Origin of the sequence: Micromonospora sp. S-DT3-3-22, from assembly GCF_015354745.1 — a bacterium.
GTDB lineage: Bacteria > Actinomycetota > Actinomycetes > Mycobacteriales > Micromonosporaceae > Micromonospora > Micromonospora wenchangensis.
Genome location: NZ_JACGMO010000086.1, coordinates 14,332 through 32,595 on the forward strand (window position 1 = coordinate 14,332; position 18,264 = coordinate 32,595).

18 protein-coding genes and 2 pseudogenes are annotated in these 18,264 nt (G+C 73.3%); 16 read left to right on the forward strand and 4 right to left on the reverse strand.

The annotated features are described in order from the left end of the window. Positions 1-139 precede the first annotated feature (139 nt). The 15 genes and pseudogenes from ffh to H1A17_RS22960 all read left to right on the forward strand — a co-directional run bounded on the left by ffh (position 140) and on the right by H1A17_RS22960 (position 12,035). On the forward strand, positions 140-1,696 hold the full coding sequence (ffh, locus tag H1A17_RS22890; protein WP_145918356.1) for a signal recognition particle protein: 1,557 nt from the start codon (positions 140-142) through the stop codon (positions 1,694-1,696). A 68-nt stretch (positions 1,697-1,764) separates the two neighbouring features. Beyond that, on the forward strand, positions 1,765-2,346 hold the full coding sequence (locus tag H1A17_RS22895) for a Uma2 family endonuclease (RefSeq protein ID WP_145918357.1): 582 nt from the start codon (positions 1,765-1,767) through the stop codon (positions 2,344-2,346). 18 nt (positions 2,347-2,364) lie between these two features. Next, the gene (locus H1A17_RS22900) at positions 2,365-3,444 is read left to right on the forward strand and encodes an amidohydrolase family protein (RefSeq protein ID WP_145918358.1); all 1,080 of its coding nucleotides are present in this window, start codon (positions 2,365-2,367) and stop codon (positions 3,442-3,444) included. A 77-nt stretch (positions 3,445-3,521) separates the two neighbouring features. Next, positions 3,522-4,928 (forward strand): proline--tRNA ligase, encoded by a 1,407-nt coding sequence (gene proS / locus H1A17_RS22905; protein WP_194822859.1) that lies wholly within the window; start codon positions 3,522-3,524, stop codon positions 4,926-4,928. 135 nt (positions 4,929-5,063) lie between these two features. Then, positions 5,064-5,711: a DUF402 domain-containing protein gene (locus tag H1A17_RS22910; protein ID WP_145918360.1), complete on the forward strand. Its 648-nt coding sequence runs from the start codon at positions 5,064-5,066 to the stop codon at positions 5,709-5,711. A gap of 244 nt (positions 5,712-5,955) precedes the next feature. After that, positions 5,956-6,432 carry a 30S ribosomal protein S16 gene (gene rpsP, locus H1A17_RS22915; RefSeq protein WP_088646708.1) on the forward strand — a complete coding sequence of 159 codons (477 nt, stop codon included), beginning with the start codon at positions 5,956-5,958 and terminating at the stop codon, positions 6,430-6,432. Further along, on the forward strand, positions 6,407-6,667 hold the full coding sequence (locus H1A17_RS22920) for an RNA-binding protein (RefSeq protein ID WP_172862164.1): 261 nt from the start codon (positions 6,407-6,409) through the stop codon (positions 6,665-6,667). The genes rpsP and H1A17_RS22920 overlap by 26 nt, the downstream gene beginning before the upstream one ends. A 2-nt stretch (positions 6,668-6,669) precedes the next feature. Continuing rightward, positions 6,670-7,254, forward strand: coding sequence for a ribosome maturation factor RimM (gene rimM / locus H1A17_RS22925; RefSeq protein ID WP_194822866.1), 585 nt, complete (start codon positions 6,670-6,672; stop codon positions 7,252-7,254). A gap of 15 nt (positions 7,255-7,269) precedes the next feature. Continuing rightward, positions 7,270-8,058, forward strand: coding sequence for a tRNA (guanosine(37)-N1)-methyltransferase TrmD (gene trmD, locus H1A17_RS22930; protein WP_194822860.1), 789 nt, complete (start codon positions 7,270-7,272; stop codon positions 8,056-8,058). Positions 8,059-8,200: 142 nt separating this feature from the next. Continuing rightward, positions 8,201-8,557, forward strand: coding sequence for a 50S ribosomal protein L19 (gene rplS, locus H1A17_RS22935; protein ID WP_145918363.1), 357 nt, complete (start codon positions 8,201-8,203; stop codon positions 8,555-8,557). A gap of 192 nt (positions 8,558-8,749) precedes the next feature. After that, a pseudogene (gene lepB, locus H1A17_RS22940) lies at positions 8,750-9,571 on the forward strand (signal peptidase I); the annotation flags it as partial. 164 nt (positions 9,572-9,735) lie between these two features. Then, entirely contained in the window at positions 9,736-10,371 is a 636-nt protein-coding gene (gene lepB / locus H1A17_RS22945; RefSeq protein ID WP_194822861.1) for a signal peptidase I, read from the forward strand. A gap of 58 nt (positions 10,372-10,429) precedes the next feature. Next, the gene (locus H1A17_RS22950) at positions 10,430-10,909 is read left to right on the forward strand and encodes an NUDIX hydrolase (protein WP_194822862.1); all 480 of its coding nucleotides are present in this window, start codon (positions 10,430-10,432) and stop codon (positions 10,907-10,909) included. Then, positions 10,903-11,715, forward strand: a complete 813-nt coding sequence (locus H1A17_RS22955) for a ribonuclease HII (protein ID WP_194822863.1) — start codon at positions 10,903-10,905, stop codon at positions 11,713-11,715. The genes H1A17_RS22950 and H1A17_RS22955 overlap by 7 nt, the downstream gene beginning before the upstream one ends. Further along, positions 11,712-12,035, forward strand: coding sequence for a DUF2469 domain-containing protein (locus H1A17_RS22960; RefSeq protein WP_011905215.1), 324 nt, complete (start codon positions 11,712-11,714; stop codon positions 12,033-12,035). Before H1A17_RS22955 ends, H1A17_RS22960 begins: the two co-directional genes overlap by 4 nt. 58 nt (positions 12,036-12,093) lie before the next feature. On the opposite strand, the gene H1A17_RS22965 is transcribed toward H1A17_RS22960, so the two are convergent. Further along, positions 12,094-13,200 (reverse strand): sulfite oxidase, encoded by a 1,107-nt coding sequence (locus H1A17_RS22965; protein WP_145918368.1) that lies wholly within the window; start codon positions 13,198-13,200, stop codon positions 12,094-12,096. A 262-nt stretch (positions 13,201-13,462) separates the two neighbouring features. Between H1A17_RS22965 and H1A17_RS22970 the strand changes: the two are divergent. Further along, a pseudogene (locus tag H1A17_RS22970) lies at positions 13,463-14,014 on the forward strand (murein hydrolase activator EnvC family protein); the annotation flags it as partial. Positions 14,015-14,224: 210 nt separating this feature from the next. Here H1A17_RS22970 and H1A17_RS22975 read toward each other — a convergent pair. From H1A17_RS22975 to H1A17_RS22985, 3 genes are all read right to left on the reverse strand, one after another. Then, positions 14,225-15,415, reverse strand: coding sequence for an aminotransferase class V-fold PLP-dependent enzyme (locus H1A17_RS22975; RefSeq protein WP_194822864.1), 1,191 nt, complete (start codon positions 15,413-15,415; stop codon positions 14,225-14,227). A 195-nt stretch (positions 15,416-15,610) separates the two neighbouring features. Continuing rightward, complete coding sequence (locus H1A17_RS22980; protein WP_194822865.1) at positions 15,611-16,789, reverse strand: tyrosine recombinase XerC; 1,179 nt, start codon at positions 16,787-16,789, stop codon at positions 15,611-15,613. Between the two features lie 280 nt (positions 16,790-17,069). Next, on the reverse strand, positions 17,070-18,264 hold a 1,195-nt coding region (locus H1A17_RS22985; RefSeq protein WP_375372829.1), incomplete at its 5' end, for a serine hydrolase domain-containing protein.

Below are 18,264 nucleotides of genomic sequence, written 5' to 3' on the forward strand. Positions count from 1 at the left end.
CCGGCCGCCCCGCACGCGGTGCGCGGCGCGGCGCGCGGGGCCGGAGCGGGCGTGCGGCCGGCGGGCTACCCTAACGGTGGGCTGGACAGCCGGCCCGGCCGCACCTGTGCCCGCCGCTGACGACATACGGGATGTTCGCGTGTTTGACACCTTGAGTGACCGCCTGTCCGGAATCTTCACCAAGCTCCGCGGCAAGGGCCGGCTCACCGACGCCGACATCGACGCCACCGCCCGCGAGATCCGCCTGGCGTTGCTGGAGGCGGACGTCGCGCTGCCGGTGGTGAAGGGTTTCATCGCGAACGTCAAGGAGCGGGCCCGCAGCGCGGAGGTCTCCCAGGCGCTCAACCCGGCCCAGCAGATCGTCAAGATCGTCAACGAAGAGCTGATCAACGTGCTCGGCGGCGAGGGCCGGCGGCTCCAGTTCGCCAAGCAGCCGCCGACCGTGATCATGCTGGCCGGTCTCCAGGGCTCGGGTAAGACGACCCTCGCCGGCAAGCTGGCCCGCTGGCTCAAGGCCCAGGGACACCAGCCGCTGCTGGTCGCCGCCGACCTCCAGCGTCCCAACGCCGTCGGGCAGCTCCAGGTGCTCGGTGGCCGCGCCGGGGTCGAGGTGTACGCCCCGGAGCCCGGCAACGGCACCGGCGACCCGGTGCAGGTCGCCCGCGCCTCGATCGAGCACGCGAGGCGGGCCGCCCGGGACATCGTCATCGTCGACACCGCCGGCCGGCTCGGCATCGACGCCGAGATGATGCAGCAGGCGGCCGACATCCGTGACGCGGTCGACCCCGACGAGGTCATCTTCGTCATCGACGCGATGGTCGGCCAGGACGCGGTCCGCACCGCCGAGGCGTTCCGCGACGGCGTCGGCATCACCGGTGTCGTCCTGTCCAAGCTCGACGGCGACGCCCGGGGCGGTGCCGCGCTGTCGGTGCGGGAGGTGACCGGCCAGCCGATCCTGTTCGCCTCCACCGGTGAGAAGCTGGAGGACTTCGACGTCTTCCACCCCGACCGGATGGCCAGCCGGATTCTCGGCATGGGCGACGTCCTCACTCTGATCGAGCAGGCCGAGCAGGCCTTCGACACCGATCAGAAGGAGAAGATGACCGCCAAGCTGATGGGCGGCGAGCAGTTCACCCTGGAGGACTTCCTCGACCAGCTCATCGCGGTGCGGCGGATGGGCCCGATCGCCAACGTGCTGGCCATGATGCCCGGCATGGGGCAGATGAAGGACCAGCTCGCCGAGCTGGACGACAAGCACTTCGACCGGGTCACCGCGATCATCAGGTCGATGACCCCGGCCGAGCGGACCAACCCGAAGATCATCAACGGGTCCCGGCGGGCCCGCATCGCCGGTGGCTCCGGGGTCACCGTGATGGACGTCAACCAGCTGCTCAACCGCTTCGCCGACGCGCAGAAGATGATGAAGCAGATGGGCGGCATGATGGGCCTGCCCGGTGGGGGCCGGCGCAAGGCCACCAAGTCCCCGAAGAACAAGCGCAAGGGCACCAAGGGTGGCAACCGGCCGCGCAGCGGCGCGGGTGCCGGGCTGCCGGGTGGCTTCCCCGGTGGCATGCCGCAGCTCCCGCCGGGGATGGACCCGAACGACCTGGCGGGCGGCCAGGGCCTGCCGCCGGGCTTCAAGCTTCCGAAGATCGACTTCAACAAGCTCGGCAAGGGCGACAACCGGCCCCGCTGACGCGTGTCGGTTACGGTGGGCGACGGGGCGGGCGCTTAGGGTGGTTCCGCCCCTGGGAAGGAGATGTCATGACCGCGGCCCCGATCCTGCCCGAACGGCACGAGTGGACGGTCGACGACCTCGGTGACCTGCCGAAGGACCTTCCGTACGAACTGATCAACGGAAGGTTGATCGTGCCGTCCCCCACTGCCCTGCATCAGGACCTGCGCGTCGAGCTACTGCTCACGCTCCGCGTCAATTGTCCGTCGGATCACCTCGTGAGTTTCGACCTGTCGATGCGGGTCGACCGCCGCAACGAGCCCCGGCCCGACGTGGTGGCGATCCACCGCCGGCACGCCGGCCGGTCGCCCGTCCCCGTCGAGGACGCCCTGCTGGCCGTGGAGGTGGTGTCACCCACCTCCACCTTCCGCGACATGTACGACAAGGCGAAGGTGTACGCGCATGCCGGGGTCCACTCGTACTGGGTGGTCGACCCGCTCCAGGACCGGATCACACTGACCGAGTACGCACTCGGTCCCGGCGGCCGCGACTACGAGCAGCTCACCCACACCGAGGACCTGTTCGTCACCGAGCAGCCGTGGAAGGTCTCGGTCGACCTGCCGGCACTGACCGCCCGGAAGAACGACCTGCTCGCCCCCGACGGGCGGTGATCGGGTAGGACTGTGCGCATGGCTCTGCATGTGCGCGGTGTGCTCCTGCCCGACGACGAGGTCCGGGACGTCTGGCTCGACGGCGACCGGGTCACCTTCGACCCGGTGCCCGGCGCGGAGACGGTCGCCGACTCCGGGTTCGTGTTGCCCGGTCTGGTCGACGCCCACTGCCACCTCGGCATCGCCCGGGGCGCCACCCCGGTCACCTCCCTCGACCAGGCCCGCACGTTGGCCCGTACCGACCGGGACGCCGGGGTGCTCGCGCTGCGCGACGCCGGCTCGCCGTACCCGTACCCCGAACTCGACGACGAACCGGACCTGCCGCGACTGGCCCGCGCCGGGCGGCACGTCGCCCCGCCGAAGCGCTACCTGCGCGACATCGGGCTGGAGGTCGGCGCGGCGGAGGTGGCCGCGACGGTCACCGCGCAGGCCGCCGCCGGCAACGGCTGGGTCAAGCTGGTCGGCGACTGGATCGACCGGGGCGTGGGCGACCTCGCGCCGGCCTGGGACGCCGACACGATGGCCGCCGCCGTGGCCGCCGCGCACGCCGCCGGGGTGCGCGCGGCGGTGCACACGTTCAGCGAGTCGGCCGTGGAGATCATGGTGCGGGTCGGGGTGGACTCGGTGGAGCACGGCACCGGGCTGAGCCCCGACCTGATCGACCTGATGGCCCGGCAGGGCACCGCGCTCGTCCCCACGATGATCAACATTCGGACCTTCGGGGGCATCGCCGCCGCGGCCCGCCCCAAGTTCCCCGGCTACGCCGACCACATGCTCGCCCTGCGCGACCGCTTCCCCGAGGTGGTGCGGTCCGCCCACGAGGCCGGGGTGCCGATCTACGTGGGCACCGACGCGGGCGGCGGCATCGACCACGGGCTGGCCGCCGAGGAGATGCTGCTGCTGCACGAGCAGGCCGGCATGCCCGCCGTGGACGTCCTCGCCGCCGCCTCCTGGCGGGCCCGGGAGTGGCTCGGCTTCCCCGGCCTGGTCGAGGGCGGCCTGGCGGACCTGGTCGTCTACCCCGAGGATCCGCGCCGTGACCTGCGGGTGGTCCGGTCACCCAGCCGGATCGTCCTGCGCGGCCGGGTGGTCCGCTGACCCCGGCCGGGCCGCACGGGGCGCGGCAGCGCGCCCGATGACGTCGACCTCGGGCGGGGCGCATAGGATGTGCGGTCATGGCTCGCGTGCTCACTCCCCGTGCGGAGGACTTTCCCCGCTGGTACCAGGACCTGATCGCCAAGGCGAAGCTGGCCGACAACGGCCCGGTCCGGGGGACCATGGTCATCCGACCGGCCGGCTACGCCATCTGGGAGCGGATGCAGGCCGAGATGGACGCCCGGATCAAGGCGGCCGGCGCGGAGAACGCGTACTTCCCGCTGTTCATCCCGGAGAGCTACCTCAAGCGCGAGGCGGAACACGTCGAGGGCTTCTCGCCGGAGCTGGCGGTGGTCACCCACGGTGGCGGCAAGCAGCTCGCCGAGCCGGTGGTGGTGCGCCCCACCAGCGAGACGGTGATCGGCGAGTTCATGGCGAAGTGGATCGACTCGTACCGGGACCTTCCGCTGCTGCTCAACCAGTGGGCGAACGTGGTCCGCTGGGAGTTGCGCCCGCGGATCTTCCTGCGCACCAGCGAGTTCCTCTGGCAGGAGGGGCACACCGCGCACGCCACGCGGGAGGACGCCCGCGCCTACGCCCGCAAGATCCTGCACGAGGCGTACGAGGACCTGATGGTCAACGTGCTGGGCATCCCGGTGGTGGTCGGGCTGAAGACCACCCGGGAGCGCTTCGCCGGGGCGACCGCCACCTACACCTGCGAAGGCATGATGGGTGACGGCAAGGCGCTCCAGCTCGGCACCAGCCACGAGCTGGGGCAGAACTTCGCCAAGGCGTTCGACATCAGCTACTCCTCGGCCGAGGGCGGCCGGGAGCACGCCTGGACGACCTCCTGGGGCACCTCCACCCGGATGCTCGGTGGGCTGATCATGGCGCACGGCGACGACAACGGGCTGCGGGTGCCGCCGAGGCTGGCCCCGGTCCAGGCGTACGTCATGATCGTCAAGGCGGGCGACGGCGTGGGCGAGGCGGCGGCCAAGCTGCGCGACGCGCTGCGCGACGCCGGGGTCCGGGTCGCGCTCGACGACCGCACCGACACCGCGTTCGGCCGCCGGGCCGTCGACGCCGAGCTGCGCGGCTATCCGGTACGCGTCGAGGTCGGCCCCCGCGACCTGGCCGCCGGCAACGCGGTCGTGGTCCGCCGGACGGACGGCTCGAAGGCACCCACCCCGGTCGCGGACGTGGTCGGCGCGGTGCTGGCCGCCCTGGAGGCCGACCAGCAGGCCCTGCACGACGAAGCGCTCGCCCACCGGCGGTCCCGTACCGTCGAGGTGTCCACCCTCGCCGAGGCGATCGAGGCGGCGGCCACCGGCTGGGCCATGGTGCCCTGGTCGGCCGTCGGCGTGCCGGGTGAGGCCGAGGCCAACGGCCAGGGCGTCACCGTCCGGTGCCTGCTGCGGGCCGACGGCTCCGTGCCGGACAGCGAGGACGAGCCGGACCTCACCGCCATCCTGGCCCGCGCCTACTGAGCCGTTTCACGGCCGACCCGGGGCCGTCCCTGCCGGCGGTGCCCCTGTCGGCACGGCCGGACCCGGGGTACGCGGTCGGTGTCCGCACCGCCGGGCCGGTGCCCCCGCAAGTCCGTGCAGAGCTGTGGAGGTGTGGTGCGTTTCGAACCGGGCCAGCTGATCATGCACCGGAACGTGCGGCACGGCCGGATCGGCTGGGTCCGGCCGGCCCGGGTGGTCCTCGACGACGACCGGGGCCTGCTGCTCTGGGTGGCCCGGGACACGCCGGTGGCGCACGAGGTCACCGAGGCGGGGCTGGGGATGCGGGCGGTGCCGTTCACCGAGTGGATCACCTCGTCGTACCGGCTGGCCCGAGGTCGGTGGAACGGGCCGCCGGTGCTGAAGTTCCTGCCCACGGGCGCAGCCCACTCGGTCTGGTTCTTCCGCGACGCCCAGGACCGGTTCGTCGCCTGGTACGTCAACCTGGAGGAGCCCGGCGTCCGGTGGGACGACGGGTCGCTCGCCGGGGTGGACATGGTCGACCAGGACCTGGACGTGGTGGTCCACCCCGACCACAGCTGGCAGTGGAAGGACGAGGACGAGTTCACCGAGCGGCTCGCCTTCCCCGACCACTACTGGGTGGCCGACGAGGGGGCGGTCCGCGCCGAGGGGGAGCGGGTGATCGCCCTCGCCGAGGCGGGGAAGTTCCCGTTCGACGGCACCTGGTGCGACTTCGTCCCGCCGGCCGACTGGACGCCCCCGACGGAGCTGCCGCCCGGCTGGGACCGGCCCCCCGTGCGGTGAGTGTGTCGTGGCCCACTCCCGGCCGGAACGCCCGGCGGGCCGGTGGGGTGGGCCGATGTGAGTGTTCGCCAGGTGATCTGGCAGAATGGTTCGCTGGTATCCGGCGCGCGTTCGGCGCCCTCTAACCCGGGCGCGTCGCCAGTCCATCGAGCAGTCTCCGGCCCAACCCCACTGTGCCGGTCGACGCTCACCCGTGCACCGCCCGTAGCCGGGTCGGTGAAATCGCAACAGGAGCGAAACAACTGTGGCCGTAAAGATCCGGCTCCTGCGGATGGGCAAGATCCGCAACCCGCAGTACCGCATCGTCGTCGCGGACTCGCGCACCAAGCGTGACGGTCGCGCGATCGAGTTCGTGGGCGTCTACCAGCCGAAGGAAGACCCCTCGATCATCGAGGTCAAGTCGGAGCGGGTCCAGTACTGGCTCTCGGTCGGCGCGCAGCCGAGCGAGGCCGTCCAGCGTCTGCTGGAGCTGACCGGCGACTGGCAGAAGTTCAAGGGCCTGCCGGCCCCGCCGCCGCTCAAGGTCGCCGCCGAGCGCGCCGACCGCAAGGCGGCGTACGAGGCCGAGGCGAAGGCCGCCGCGGGCCTGGCCCCGGAGACCCCGGCCAAGCCGGCCCGCAAGGCCGCCAAGGCGGAGGCCCCGGCCGAGACCGAGGCGCCGAAGACCGAGGCTCCGGCCGAGGCCCCGGCTGCTGCTGCCGACGCCGGTGAGCAGGCCTGACATGCCGCTGCGTCCCGCCCTGGAGCACCTGGTCAAGGGGATCGTCGACCACCCGGACGACGTGCGCGTCCGCATGGTCGACTCCCGTCGGGGCAAGCGGCTCGAAGTCCGCGTGCACCCGGAGGATCTCGGCACGGTGATCGGGCGGTCCGGGCGGACCGCCAAGGCACTGCGTCAGGTGATCGGCTCCATCGGTGGACGCGGGGTACGCGTCGACATCGTCGACTCGTACTGATGCTGCTCATCGTCGGCAGGATCGGCAAACCGCACGGCATCCGCGGTGAGGTCACCGTGGAGGTGCGGACCGACGAGCCCGAAGCGCGGTTCGCCCCCGGCGCGGTGCTGTGCACCGAGCCGGGGGCGACGCCCCGGGTGGCGGCACCGCGCCGGGGCGGGGCCGAGCCGGCCGAGGTCGCCGCTCCCGGCGTGGCCTACGAGGTCCCCGGCGAGCTGACCATCGAGGCGGCCCGCTGGCACCAGGGCCGGATGCTGGTGGCCTTCGAGGGGGTGCTCGACCGGGAGACCGCCGAGGCGTTGCGCGGCACCCTGCTCGGGGTGGACAGCGCCTCCGTCGCCCCGCCGGAGGACCCGGAGGAGTTCCACGACCACCAGCTGGTCGGGCTGGCCGTGGTGACCCCCGCCGGGGAGCACCTCGGCGAGGTGGCGGAGATCGACCACGCGCCCGCCTCCGACCTGCTGGTCCTGCGCCGTCCGCAGGGGGGCAGCGCGCTGATCCCGTTCGTCAAGGCGATCGTCCCGGAGGTCGATCTCGCCGGCGGACGCGTCGTCGTCGACCCGCCGGCCGGTCTGCTCGACCTCTAGCCGGAAGCCACCCACATGCGCGTCGACATCGTGTCGATCTTCCCGGAGTACTTCGCCCCGCTCGACCTGTCCCTGATCGGGCGGGCCCGGGAGCAGGGCCTGCTCCGGCTGGCCGTCCACGACCTGCGGGACTGGACCCACGACGTGCACCGCACGGTCGACGACACGCCGTACGGCGGCGGGCCGGGTATGGTGATGCGGCCCGAGCCGTGGGGTGAGGCGCTGGACGCGCTGGCCCCCGACGAACTGGCCCCGGACGGCCTGACCCTGCCCCGGCTGCTGGTGCCCTCCCCGGCCGGTGCGCCGTTCACCCAGGCGATGGCGCACGAGCTGGCCGCCGAGTCGCACCTGCTCTTCGCCTGCGGCCGGTACGAGGGCATCGACCAGCGGGTGCTCGACCACGCGGCGACCCGGCTGAAGGTCACCGAGGTCTCGCTCGGCGACTACGTGCTCTTCGGCGGCGAGGTCGCGGTGCTGGTGATCCTGGAGGCGGTCACCCGGCTGCTGCCGGGGGTGCTCGGCAACGCCGGTTCGCTGGACGACGAGTCGCACGCCCACGGCCTGCTGGAAGCCCCGATGTACACCAAGCCGGCGAGCTGGCGGGGGCACGAGGTGCCCGACGTGCTCCGCTCGGGCGACCACGGGCGGATCGCCCGCTGGCGGCGCGACGAGGCGCTGACCCGGACGGCCCGCCGACGGCCCGACATGATCGCCGCGCTGTCCCCGGAGATCCTGGACAAACGGGACGTGGCCGCGTTGGAGCGGGGTGGCTTCCCCCTGCCCCCGGGGGATGTGGCAAAGTAGAGGGGTTGCCGCATCCGTCCACGCCGTGGGCGGCTGCGAGGATTCCCGACCGGGGTCGGCCCGCCGGCAACCACCCGGGGATCAGAATCACCCATCCGCGCACCGAGTGACGGTGCGCCGTGAGCATCACGAGGACGCAGCGATGAACATCCTGGACGCCCTTGACGCCCAGTCGAAGCGTACCGACCTCCCCGACTTCCGGGCCGGTGACACCGTCAAGGTGCACGCGCGGGTCGTCGAGGGCAACCGGTCCCGGGTCCAGATCTTCCAGGGCGTCGTCATCCGCCGCCAGGGTGACGGTCTGCGCGAGACCTTCACGGTCCGCAAGGTCAGCTTCGGTGTGGGTGTGGAGCGGACGTACCCGCTCAACGGCCCGGGTATCGACCGGATCGAGGTCGTGACCCGTGGTGACGTGCGCCGGGCCAAGCTCTACTACCTGCGCGAGCTGCGCGGCAAGAAGGCCAAGATCAAGGAGAAGCGCGAGAAGCAGCCCAGCTGATCTCCGTTCGCCACGCCGCCTGACCTGCGCGGATGTCGTATCGACCAGAGCGCATTACGCTGATCGGTACGGGCGCAGACCGGCGGGTGGCGTCGCGACGACAGGTCGCGGCGCTCCGATCGTCCCTGCCGCCCGTGGGGCCTCGACGAGGCTCCCGGGCGGTAGTGTCGTTTCTGCGGACCGGGGAGTGGCGTGGTGCAGGTGCTTGACTCGAACGGCACAGCGGACCCGTGGCGTCGGCGGGCCCGCCCCGCCCGTCGGCAGATGCCCCTCTGGCAGGAACTGCCACTGCTGTTGATCGTGGCCTTCTGCCTCGCGGTGCTGATCCGCACCTTCCTGCTCCAGGCCTTCTTCATCCCGTCCAGCTCGATGGAGGACACCCTCCTCATCGGCGACCGGGTCCTGGTCAACAAGGTCGTCTACGACATGCGCGACCCGCTGCGCGGCGAGGTCGTGGTGTTCCGGGGCACCGACAAGTGGGTCGCCCAGGAGAATCCCGTGCCACCGGCCGGCGCCGCCGGCAAGATCGGACGCACCCTCGGCGATCTGGTCGGGGTGAGCCGCCCCGGCGAGAAGGACTTCATCAAACGGGTGATCGGGGTGCCCGGCGACCGGGTCAAGTGCTGCGACGACCAGGGCCGGGTCATGGTCAACGGCATCCCGCTCGACGAGCCGTACGTGGTGCGGGACTCCCCGCTGGACGTCCCGCCGAACCCGAAGGAGTGCCGGTCCCGCCGGTTCGACGAGGTGGTCGTACCCCCGGGGCAGATCTTCGTGATGGGTGACCACCGGCTGGTCTCCCAGGACGCCCGCTGCCAGGGCCCGGTGCCGATCGACAACGTGGTCGGCCGGGCGTTCATGGTGGTGTGGCCGTCGTCGCGGTGGGCGTCGCTGCCGGTGCCGGCCACCTTCGCCAGGCTGTCCGACTCCGCCGCCGCGAACACCGCCCCGGCCCCGGTGCGGCCGACCCCGACCGGCGACGTGGTGCTGCTCGTCCCGGTCGCCGCCCTGCTCGCCGCCGTCACCCGGTCCGGGCGCCGGGCGTGGTCCCGCGACCCCGCCCGGCCCGACGGCCGGGGCCGGGTCCGACGACGGGAACGGTGGCGACGGGCCGGGTGGCGGGAACACCTCCGGCGTTCCGGGCGGCCCGTTCGGCTCCGGCGACGTAGGCTCCACCCGTGATTGACGAGCAGACCGAAAAGCCGCGCAGCTCCTTCTGGAAGGAACTGCCCATTCTCCTGGGCGTCGCGATTCTGGTGGCGGTGCTGGTCCGCGCATTCGTGCTGCAGACCTTCTTCATCCCGTCGCCGTCCATGGAGAACACCCTCAAGATCGACGATCGGGTGCTGGTCAACAAGCTGGTCTACGACTTCCGCTCACCGCACCGCGGCGAGGTGGTGGTGTTCAAGGCGCCGACCGAGTGGAGCGGCAACCCCGACGGTGAGGACTTCATCAAGCGGGTGATCGGGGTCGGCGGTGACCACGTGGTCTGCTGCGACGCGCAGGAACGGCTGACCATCAACGGCAAGTCCCTCGACGAGCCGTACATCTACTCCGCCAACGGGCAGCAGGACAAGCCCGCCGACCAGGAGTTCGACATCACCGTCCCGGCGGGGCGGCTCTGGGTGATGGGTGACCACCGCTCGGCCTCCGGCGACTCCCTGGAGCACTGGCAGCAGTCCGGCCGCAACATCGACAGCGCCACCATCCCCGAGAGCGAGGTGGTGGGCCGGGCCTTCACCGTGTTCTGGCCGTTCGACCGGGCCACCTGGCTCACCGTGCCGAAGTCGTTCGACGGGATTCCCAACCCCTGACCGGCCGCGCCCGCCCCGGGCATGGCCGACCACAGGCACCGTCTGGCAGGCTGATGCGGTGACCGTCTTCCACCCCCGACGTGCGGCCCGCGTGCTGCTCGTCGACGCGTCCGGCCGGGTGCTCCTCTTCGCGGGCATCGACCCGGCCCGCCCGGGTCACCGGTACTGGTTCACCCCCGGCGGTGGGCTCACCCCGGGGGAGTCCCCGGCGGCCGGGGCCGCCCGGGAGTTGGCCGAGGAGACCGGGCTGCGGCTGACGCAGGCCGAACTGGGCCGGTCGGTCCGCTCCGAGACGATCGAGTTTCCCTTCGACGGCGTGTGGTACCGCCAGGAACAGGAGTTCTTCGTGGTCCGGGTGCCCACCTGGGAGGTGGACACGGCCGGCTTCGACGCGATCGAGCGGGCCAGCGTCATTGGGCACCGCTGGTGGTCGGCGGCCGAACTGGCCGGCACCGCCGAGCGGTGCTACCCCACCGACCTGGCGGACCTGCTCACCCAGGTGCTGGCGGCGGCCCCCGCGTCGGGGTCGTCGTGCTGACCCCGCCGCGCACGGTGGTGCGCCGCGACGGTGGGCTCTACGCGCTGGAACGGGCCCTGCAACGACGCGGATTCCGGCACGTCGCGGGCGCGGACGAGGCCGGTCGGGGAGCCTGCGCCGGCCCGCTGGTGGCCGCCGCCGCGGTGCTGCCCGAGGGGCGGCGCGGCGAGATCGAGGGACTCGCCGACTCCAAGCTGCTCACCCCGGCCAGCCGGGAACGGGTGTACGCCGAGGTCGTCGCCCGCGCCCTGGCGTACGCCGTGGTGGTCATCCCGGCCGAGGAGGTCGACGCCCGGGGGCTGCACGTGTGCAACCTCGCCGCGATGCGCCGGGCCCTGGCCTCGCTGACCACCCGCCCCGAGTACGTGCTCACCGACGGCTTCGGGGTGGACGGGCTGGACGTGCCGGGGCTGGCGGTCTGGAAGGGCGACCGGGTGGCGGCCTGCGTGGCGGCGGCCAGCGTACTGGCCAAGGTCACCCGGGACCGGATCATGGTGGAGCTGGACGGACGCCACCCGGGCTACGGCTTCGCCGAGCACAAGGGGTACATCACGGCCGAGCACACCGAGGCGCTGCGCGAGCGGGGGCCCTGCGTGGAGCACCGGTTCTCGTACGTCAACGTGGCCGCCGTCGCGGGCCGGGAGGGGACCCCGCCCCGGGCCCGCCGGCCGCCCGGCGCAGCCGCTCCCGAGCCGATGGAGCGCTCGGGCCCGACAGGGGGTACCGTCGGCGTGGCGTTGGGCGAGCAGCCTCGGCCTCCGGCACCGGTGGGGGAAGATGTGGTCATGGAAGGCGGAGTGCGATGAGCGCGGAAGATCTCGAAAAGTACGAGACCGAGATGGAGCTGCAGCTCTACCGGGAGTACCGCGACATTGTCCGTCAGTTCTCCTACGTGGTGGAGACGGAACGCCGCTTCTACCTGGCCAACCAGGTGGACCTGCACGTGCGTAACTCCGACGGCGAGGTCTACTTCGAGGTCGAGATGCACGACGCCTGGGTGTGGGACATGTACCGTCCCGCCCGCTTCGTCAAGAACGTCCGGGTGATGACGTTCAAGGACGTCAACGTCGAGGAGTTGGAGAAGCCCGACATCTCGCTGCCCGCCGACTCGGGCTTCGGTAGCTGACCGGCGGCCCGGCGTCGGCGTCCCACCCGCCGACGCCGGACCCCGGCCCGCCCCGCCCTCACTCCGCGACGACGAGCACGTCGACCCGCTGGACGAGGTTGTTGGCGAACCCACCCCGGTTCCACGGCTGCTCCACCGGCTGCGTCCGCCCCGACGCGTCGGTCGCCCGCGCCCCCAGCGCGTAGCGGCCGGGCTGCGGCGTCCACGCGTACCGCCAGCGACGCCACGACCAATCGCCACCGGCCGGCGGGTCCAGGGTGGCCGGCGACCAGCTCGCCCCGCCGTCCGTGGTCACCTCCACCGCCACCACCGGGCCGTGCCCCGACCAGGCGCGACCGTCCACCGTGCACGGCCCCGGCCGCAGCACCCGCGACCGGGACATGAAATCCGGGAAACCCGGCGGCCGGACCAGCGCCCGGGGCTCGATCCGGGTCACCGGCACCCCCGGGTCGTCGGCGTCGCGCCGCAGCCGGTAGGCCACCGCGTTCTGGTAGCCGTCGAACTCCCGGGTCAGCACGCTGATCGTGCGCAGCCACTTGACGTGCGCCATGCCGTACCAGCCGGGAACGACCAGCCGCAGCGGCGCGCCGTGCTGGGGCAGCAGGGGAGCGCCGTTCATCTCGTACGCCAGCAGCACCTCGTCGCGCAGCGCGTCGTCGACCGGCAGGGCCCGCTGGTAGTCCTGCTCCACCCCGCGCTCCACGCCGTGGTCGGCGCCGGTGAACACCACGTCCACCGCGTCGGGCGCGATCCCGGCCTCGCGCAGCAGCGGCGCCAGCGGGGTACCGGTCCACTCGGCGTTGCCCACCGCCTCCACCAGCCACGGCTGGCTGACCGGGCGCGGATGCAGCAACGCCCGGCCGTTGCCGGCGCACTCCAGCGTCACCCGGTGGGTCACCCGGGGGCGTTCGCGCAGTTCGGCCAGGCCGAGCCGGAGCGGCCGACCCACCGCCCCGGCCACGGTCAGCGTGTGCGCCGCCGGGTCGAGGTCGGGGATGTCGTAGTGGATGAGCAGGTAGTGCAGGCCGGCCGGGGTGACGTCGTAGCGCAACGCTTCGAGCGGTATGCCGTGGTTGCGGGCGGCCAACTGGAGTTCCTCCGGGCTGATCGCCTCGTCCGGGCCGGCGACCCGCGAGGGCCGGCTCACGTCGTCCATGGTGGTCATCGGTGGCCTCCCGGTCCGCGCCGCACTGCGATCCCGCCAGCCTAGACCGGTCCGCCGGCCGGCACCGTCGTAGTTCCGCCCCGGCGGCCGGCACTGTCCTCTTCCGTTCCGCCGGCCGGCACCGCCGTCGTTCCGCCCCGGCGGCCGGCACGCGGCATAACAGATCCACCGGTCCGCCGGGCGTTTTCCACAGCCCGTCCCGTCATCCACAGCGGACACCAGGTGCGCGGCACCACGCGGGCGGCCCCGGCATGCTGCGGTGATGCGCACAGGACTACGGCAGGTGACGGCCCTCGGGGTCGCCGTGCTCGTGTTCGGCTCGCACTGGCTCCCCGGCCGGCCGACCACGCCACGATCCGCCCCGCTCCGGGCCGCGCCCGCACCGGCGTTCCGGTGGCCGCTCGACGGCCCGCCCCGACCGGTACGCCCGTTCGACCCACCCCCGCTGCCCTGGCTCGCCGGCCACCGGGGCGTGGACCTCGCCGCCGCGCCCGGTGCCACCGTCCGGGCCGCCGGGGCCGGCACGGTGCTCTTCGCCGGCATGGTCGCCGGCCGACCGGTGGTCACCGTCGGCCACCCCGGAGGGCTGCGGACCACCTACGAGCCGGTACGTCCCCGGGTGCACACCGGTGACGTGGTGGCGGCCGGCGCCGCGCTGGGCGTGCTGCTGGCCGGGCATCCGGGCTGCCCTCCGACGGCCGCACCGTCCCACGGCTGCCTGCACTGGGGCGCCCGACGTGGCCCGGAGTACCTCGACCCGCTGGCCCTGCTCGGGCTCGGCCGGGTCCGCCTGCTCCCGGTGACGGCCGGCCTCAGCCTCGGCGTCGGACCGGGTTCCACCGTCGACGCCGGGTTCCACCCGGCCCGCGACGCCGCTACGGATCGCCGCCCGGCCAGCGGCAACGCTCCCGACGCGACGACCCGCACCGGCGGTGGTCGACGATGGGGTGCCGGGCCGGACGGGGTCGCCCGGCGGGACGACGCGGCACCCTGCCGGTGCGGTCGGCGCTCCGACGGCGGCGGCTCAGCCCCGCCCGACCTCGGCCAGCAGCGCCGGCAACCGGGCCGCCAGCCGCTCGTACTCGTCGGGGGTGTTGTAGACCTGGCCGCACAGCCGCAGCCAACCCCGACCGTGCCAGGCCATCACCGCCACCTCGGCGGCGAGGCGTTCGGCGATCCGGCCACGCAGGGCAGCGGCCTCCTCCAGGGTGCCGGCGACGCCCGCCGGCAACGGCACGATCCGCATCGCCACCCCCGGCCCGCCCGGGTCGGGCAGGTCGGCCGGGGGCACCCCGAGCGCGTCCCCGACCACCTGCTGCCCGTACGCGGCCAGTGCGGCATTGTGCGCCCGGACCCGTTCGACACCGAGGCTGCGCAGCGCGTAGAGACCGGCCGGGGCGCTCAACCAACTCGTGTAGTCGAGGGTGGCCTGCCACTCGACGTTCCCCGGGAAGCCCTCGGCCTGTTGCCAGGACACCACCAACGGCTCGATCCGCGTCCGCCACGACGGGGCGACGACCAGCACGGCGGTGCCGCGCGGGGCGAACCCCCACTTGTGCAGGTTGCCCACCCAGAAGTCGGCCCCGATCGCGTCGACCTGCACCGGCAGCATCCCGGGCACGTGTGCCGCGTCCACCAGCACCGGAATGCCGTGCTCCCGGGCCACCGCCACCAGCGCGGCGACCGGCAGCACCCGGGCGGTGGCCGAGGTGAGCTGGTCGACCAGCAGCAACCGGGTACGCCCCGGGCGCAGGCAGGCCCGGACGATCTCCACGATCTGCGCGTCGGTGGCGGACCGGGGCAGGTGCAGGCTACGGGTGGTCGCGCCTGTCCGGCGGCACTCCCGGGCGACGGAGTAGTTCACCGCGCCGTACCCGTGGTCGGTGCCGAGGACCTCGTCGTCGGGGCGTAGGCCGAGCGACTGGAGGACCACGGCCACCCCCGTCGTGGTGTTGCCGACCAGCGCGGTGCCCTCCGGATCGGCACCGAGGAAGGCGGCCAGGTGCCGTCGGGTGTGGGCGAGCCGGTCGATCAGCGCCATGCCGAAGAAGCGCTGCGGGTTGGCTTCCATCTCGTCGCGCAGCCGCTGCTGGGTGCGCTGCACGCTGAGCGGTACCGCACCGAACGCCCCGTGGTTGAGGTAACTGACCGAGGGGTCGAGGGTGAAGAGCAGTCGGGCCCCGGGAATCGACTCGGGCGGCGTCGGGACGCTCATCGGGCGATCGTAGCCGGCATGTCGCCGGGCGGCCGGACCGATCGTCGCCGGTCACCGCACCCCGCTGAGGGCGTTGTCCCATCCGCTCCGGGCCGCGACCGTGCCCGGTCCCGGGGCAGAGCTTGCGCGAGCCCCGGGGTAGGGCCGGCGCCGGTCCTCGGGGCGCGGCCGGCGGGGGAGCGGCCGGCAGGGCGGTCAGGCCCGGGGGTGGGCCTGGCGGTAGGCGGCGCGGAGCCGTTCCACCGACACGTGGGTGTAGATCTGGGTGCTCGCCAGGGACGAGTGCCCCAGCAGTTCCTGCACCGCCCGCAGGTCGGCCCCGCCGTCCAACAGATGGGTGGCCGCCGAGTGCCGCAGCCCGTGCGGGCTGGTCGGCGGTAGCCCGGCGGCCCGCGCGTACCCGGCGACGATCCGTCGGGCCATGGTCGGGTGCAGCCGCCCACCCCGGGCGCCGAGAAACAGGGCCCGCCCGGAGTCCGGGCCGGCCAGTTCGGGTCGGCCGACCGTCAACCACCTGTCGACCGCCCGCTGCGCCGGCAGCCCGTACGGGACCGTCCGTTCCCGGTTGCCCTTGCCGAGGACCCGGACCACCCGACGTTCCCGGTCGATGTCCGTGGTGTCCAGGCCGCACACCTCGCTGATCCGTGCACCTGTCGCGTAGAGCAGTTCGAGCAGCGCCCGGTCACGTACCAGGACCGCCTCCTGCGCCGGGTCCGGCTCGGAAGGCCCGCCGGCGCCGGAGTGACCCGGCCCCCCGGACCCGTCGCCCGGGGACCTGACCGCCGGGGATCCGTCACCGGTCGGCGCGCCGGCCGTCCCGGTCCCGGTCCCGCCAGTTTCGAGGGCGGAGGACCGGTCGGCGGTCGGTGCGGGAGGTGCCCCGGTGGAAGGAGCGTCGCGTAGCCCGGCGGGAGACCTGTCGGGGCCCGGGGTGGTGGGCCGGTCCCGGCCCGGTGCCTCCACGAGGGTGGCGACCTGGTCGGCGCGGAGCACCACCGGGAGCTCCCGACGCGTCTTCGGGGTGGCCAGCGGGGCGGCCACGTCCGCCGCCATCAGGCCGGACCGGTGGGCCCAGCCGCTGAAGGTACGTGCCGCAGCGGCCCGTCGAGCCGACGAGCTGGATGCCGCGCCGGTGGTCCGCTGCCTCGCCAGCCAACTGCGCAACACGCCCAGATCCAGGTCGGCGGGGACCGTGCAGCCCATCCGGACCGCATGGTCGAGCAGCGAGACCAGGTCGGCGACGTACGCCCGGACGGTGTGCGCGGAGCGGTTGCGTACCTGCGCCAGGTGCACGGCGAATCCGTCGACCGCGTCCCGCATGGCCGGTGGCAGTGCCTGATGGGTGGCCCGGGTCCCCGGGCCGCGACTACTCATCGTCCACCGCCGAGATCGCCCGGCGGCAACTGCCGGGGGTCGACAGTCGTCGACCTGCGATCGACCACTCGTCCGGGTTCACCGGCCCAGCTTACGGACGCCGACAGGCCGACACCGCCGACCGGATGACCCGCCGGGCCCGGCAAGCCATCCGGAGGTGGACGGCCAGCCGGAGGAGGCGGTTGGACGGCCGCGGGTGGACGGACGTGGTGGTGCTCCGGCTCGGCGGCCGTTGGGCGCGGGGGTGCTCGGGCTGTGGCCAGCCGGCGGCGGGGGCGGGTCAGGCGAACGTGTCGGCCACGGCGACCCGGGCCGGGTCCGGGTCGGCCCAGCTCCAGTTCGGGTGGGCGCGGTTGGTCAGCAGCACCAGCACCCGGCGTCGGTCGGGCTGGACCAGGAACGAGGTGCCGGTGAACCCGGTGTGCCCGAAGGTGGCGGGCCGGGCGAGCCTGCCCATGAACCAGGGCTGGTTGAGCACCACGCCGAGGCCGTGGTCGGAGGTGCGTCCCGGCCGGTCCGGGTCGACGGCGGGCAACCCGGTGTTGGCGTTGCGCAGCATCCGGGCGACGGTGTTCCCGGCGAGGATGCGCTTTCCGCCGTAGCTGCCGCCGTCGAGCAGCAGTTGCCCGATGACCGCCACCTCCTCGGCGGGGGCGAAGATGCCGGCGTGACCGGCTACCCCGCCGAGGTGGTTGGCGACGTCGTCGTGCACCACACCGCGCAGCAGTCCCCGGGAGGAGCGGGCGTCGGTGGCGACCAGACGGTTGGCCCGGTCGGTCGTACCGAGCCAGGTGTTGGGGTTGAATCCGGTGTAGCGCAGCCCCAACGGGGTGGTCAGGTAGGTCTTCAGCGCCCGGTCGAGGGTGAGCCCGGTGACCTTCTCGACGATCTTCCCGGCCACCATCAGACCGACGCTGGAGTAGCGGAACACGGTGCCCGGGGTGGCACCGCTGACCAGCGGGGTGGCCAGCACCGCCTGCCACCGCTGCGCCATCGTCGAGTAGCCGGTCACCTTCGCCCCGACCGGCAGGCCGCTGGTGTGCGCCAGCAGCATCGCCACGGTGACGGTGGACTTGCCGACGCCGGTGAACCCGGGCAGGTACCGCACCACCGGCGCGTCCAGGTCGATCCGCCCGCTGTCGACCTGTTGCAGGGTGAGGATCGCGGTGTAGACCTTGGTGAGCGAGGCCAGATCGAAGATCGAGTCGGGGCGCATGGCGATCCGCTTCGCCGCCGGCAGCAGCACCGGCCCGGCGTCGTAGCGAAGTGCCTCACCGACCGCCAGGTGGTCGGTCGGCTCACCGTCGGTCGTCGCCAGCACCACCGCCCCGGCGTACGTCGGGTGCTTCGGGTTCTCGGTGGTCGGCTGGAGGTAGCGCTGGAGCGCCACGCTGAGCGTGCGCGGCTTGCTCGCTGCGGTCGGGGCGGCACCCCGGGCGGCGGCCCCGGGGCGGCCGGCCGCCGCCGCGCCCTGG

Bases quoted from the DNA above. Each gene is read 5' to 3' on its own strand.
- H1A17_RS22895 (WP_145918357.1), top strand. From the start codon at position 1,765: ATGACCGCGGCCCCGATCCTGCCCGAACGGCACGAGTGGACGGTCGAC.
- H1A17_RS22900 (WP_145918358.1), top strand. From the start codon at position 2,365: ATGGCTCTGCATGTGCGCGGTGTGCTCCTGCCCGACGACGAGGTCCGG.
- proS (WP_194822859.1), top strand. From the start codon at position 3,522: ATGGCTCGCGTGCTCACTCCCCGTGCGGAGGACTTTCCCCGCTGGTAC.
- trmD (WP_194822860.1), top strand. From the start codon at position 7,270: ATGCGCGTCGACATCGTGTCGATCTTCCCGGAGTACTTCGCCCCGCTC.
- rplS (WP_145918363.1), top strand. From the start codon at position 8,201: ATGAACATCCTGGACGCCCTTGACGCCCAGTCGAAGCGTACCGACCTC.
- H1A17_RS22960 (WP_011905215.1), top strand. From the start codon at position 11,712: ATGAGCGCGGAAGATCTCGAAAAGTACGAGACCGAGATGGAGCTGCAG.
- H1A17_RS22965 (WP_145918368.1), bottom strand. From the start codon at position 13,200: ATGACCACCATGGACGACGTGAGCCGGCCCTCGCGGGTCGCCGGCCCG.
- H1A17_RS22975 (WP_194822864.1), bottom strand. From the start codon at position 15,415: ATGAGCGTCCCGACGCCGCCCGAGTCGATTCCCGGGGCCCGACTGCTC.
- H1A17_RS22980 (WP_194822865.1), bottom strand. From the start codon at position 16,789: ATGAGTAGTCGCGGCCCGGGGACCCGGGCCACCCATCAGGCACTGCCA.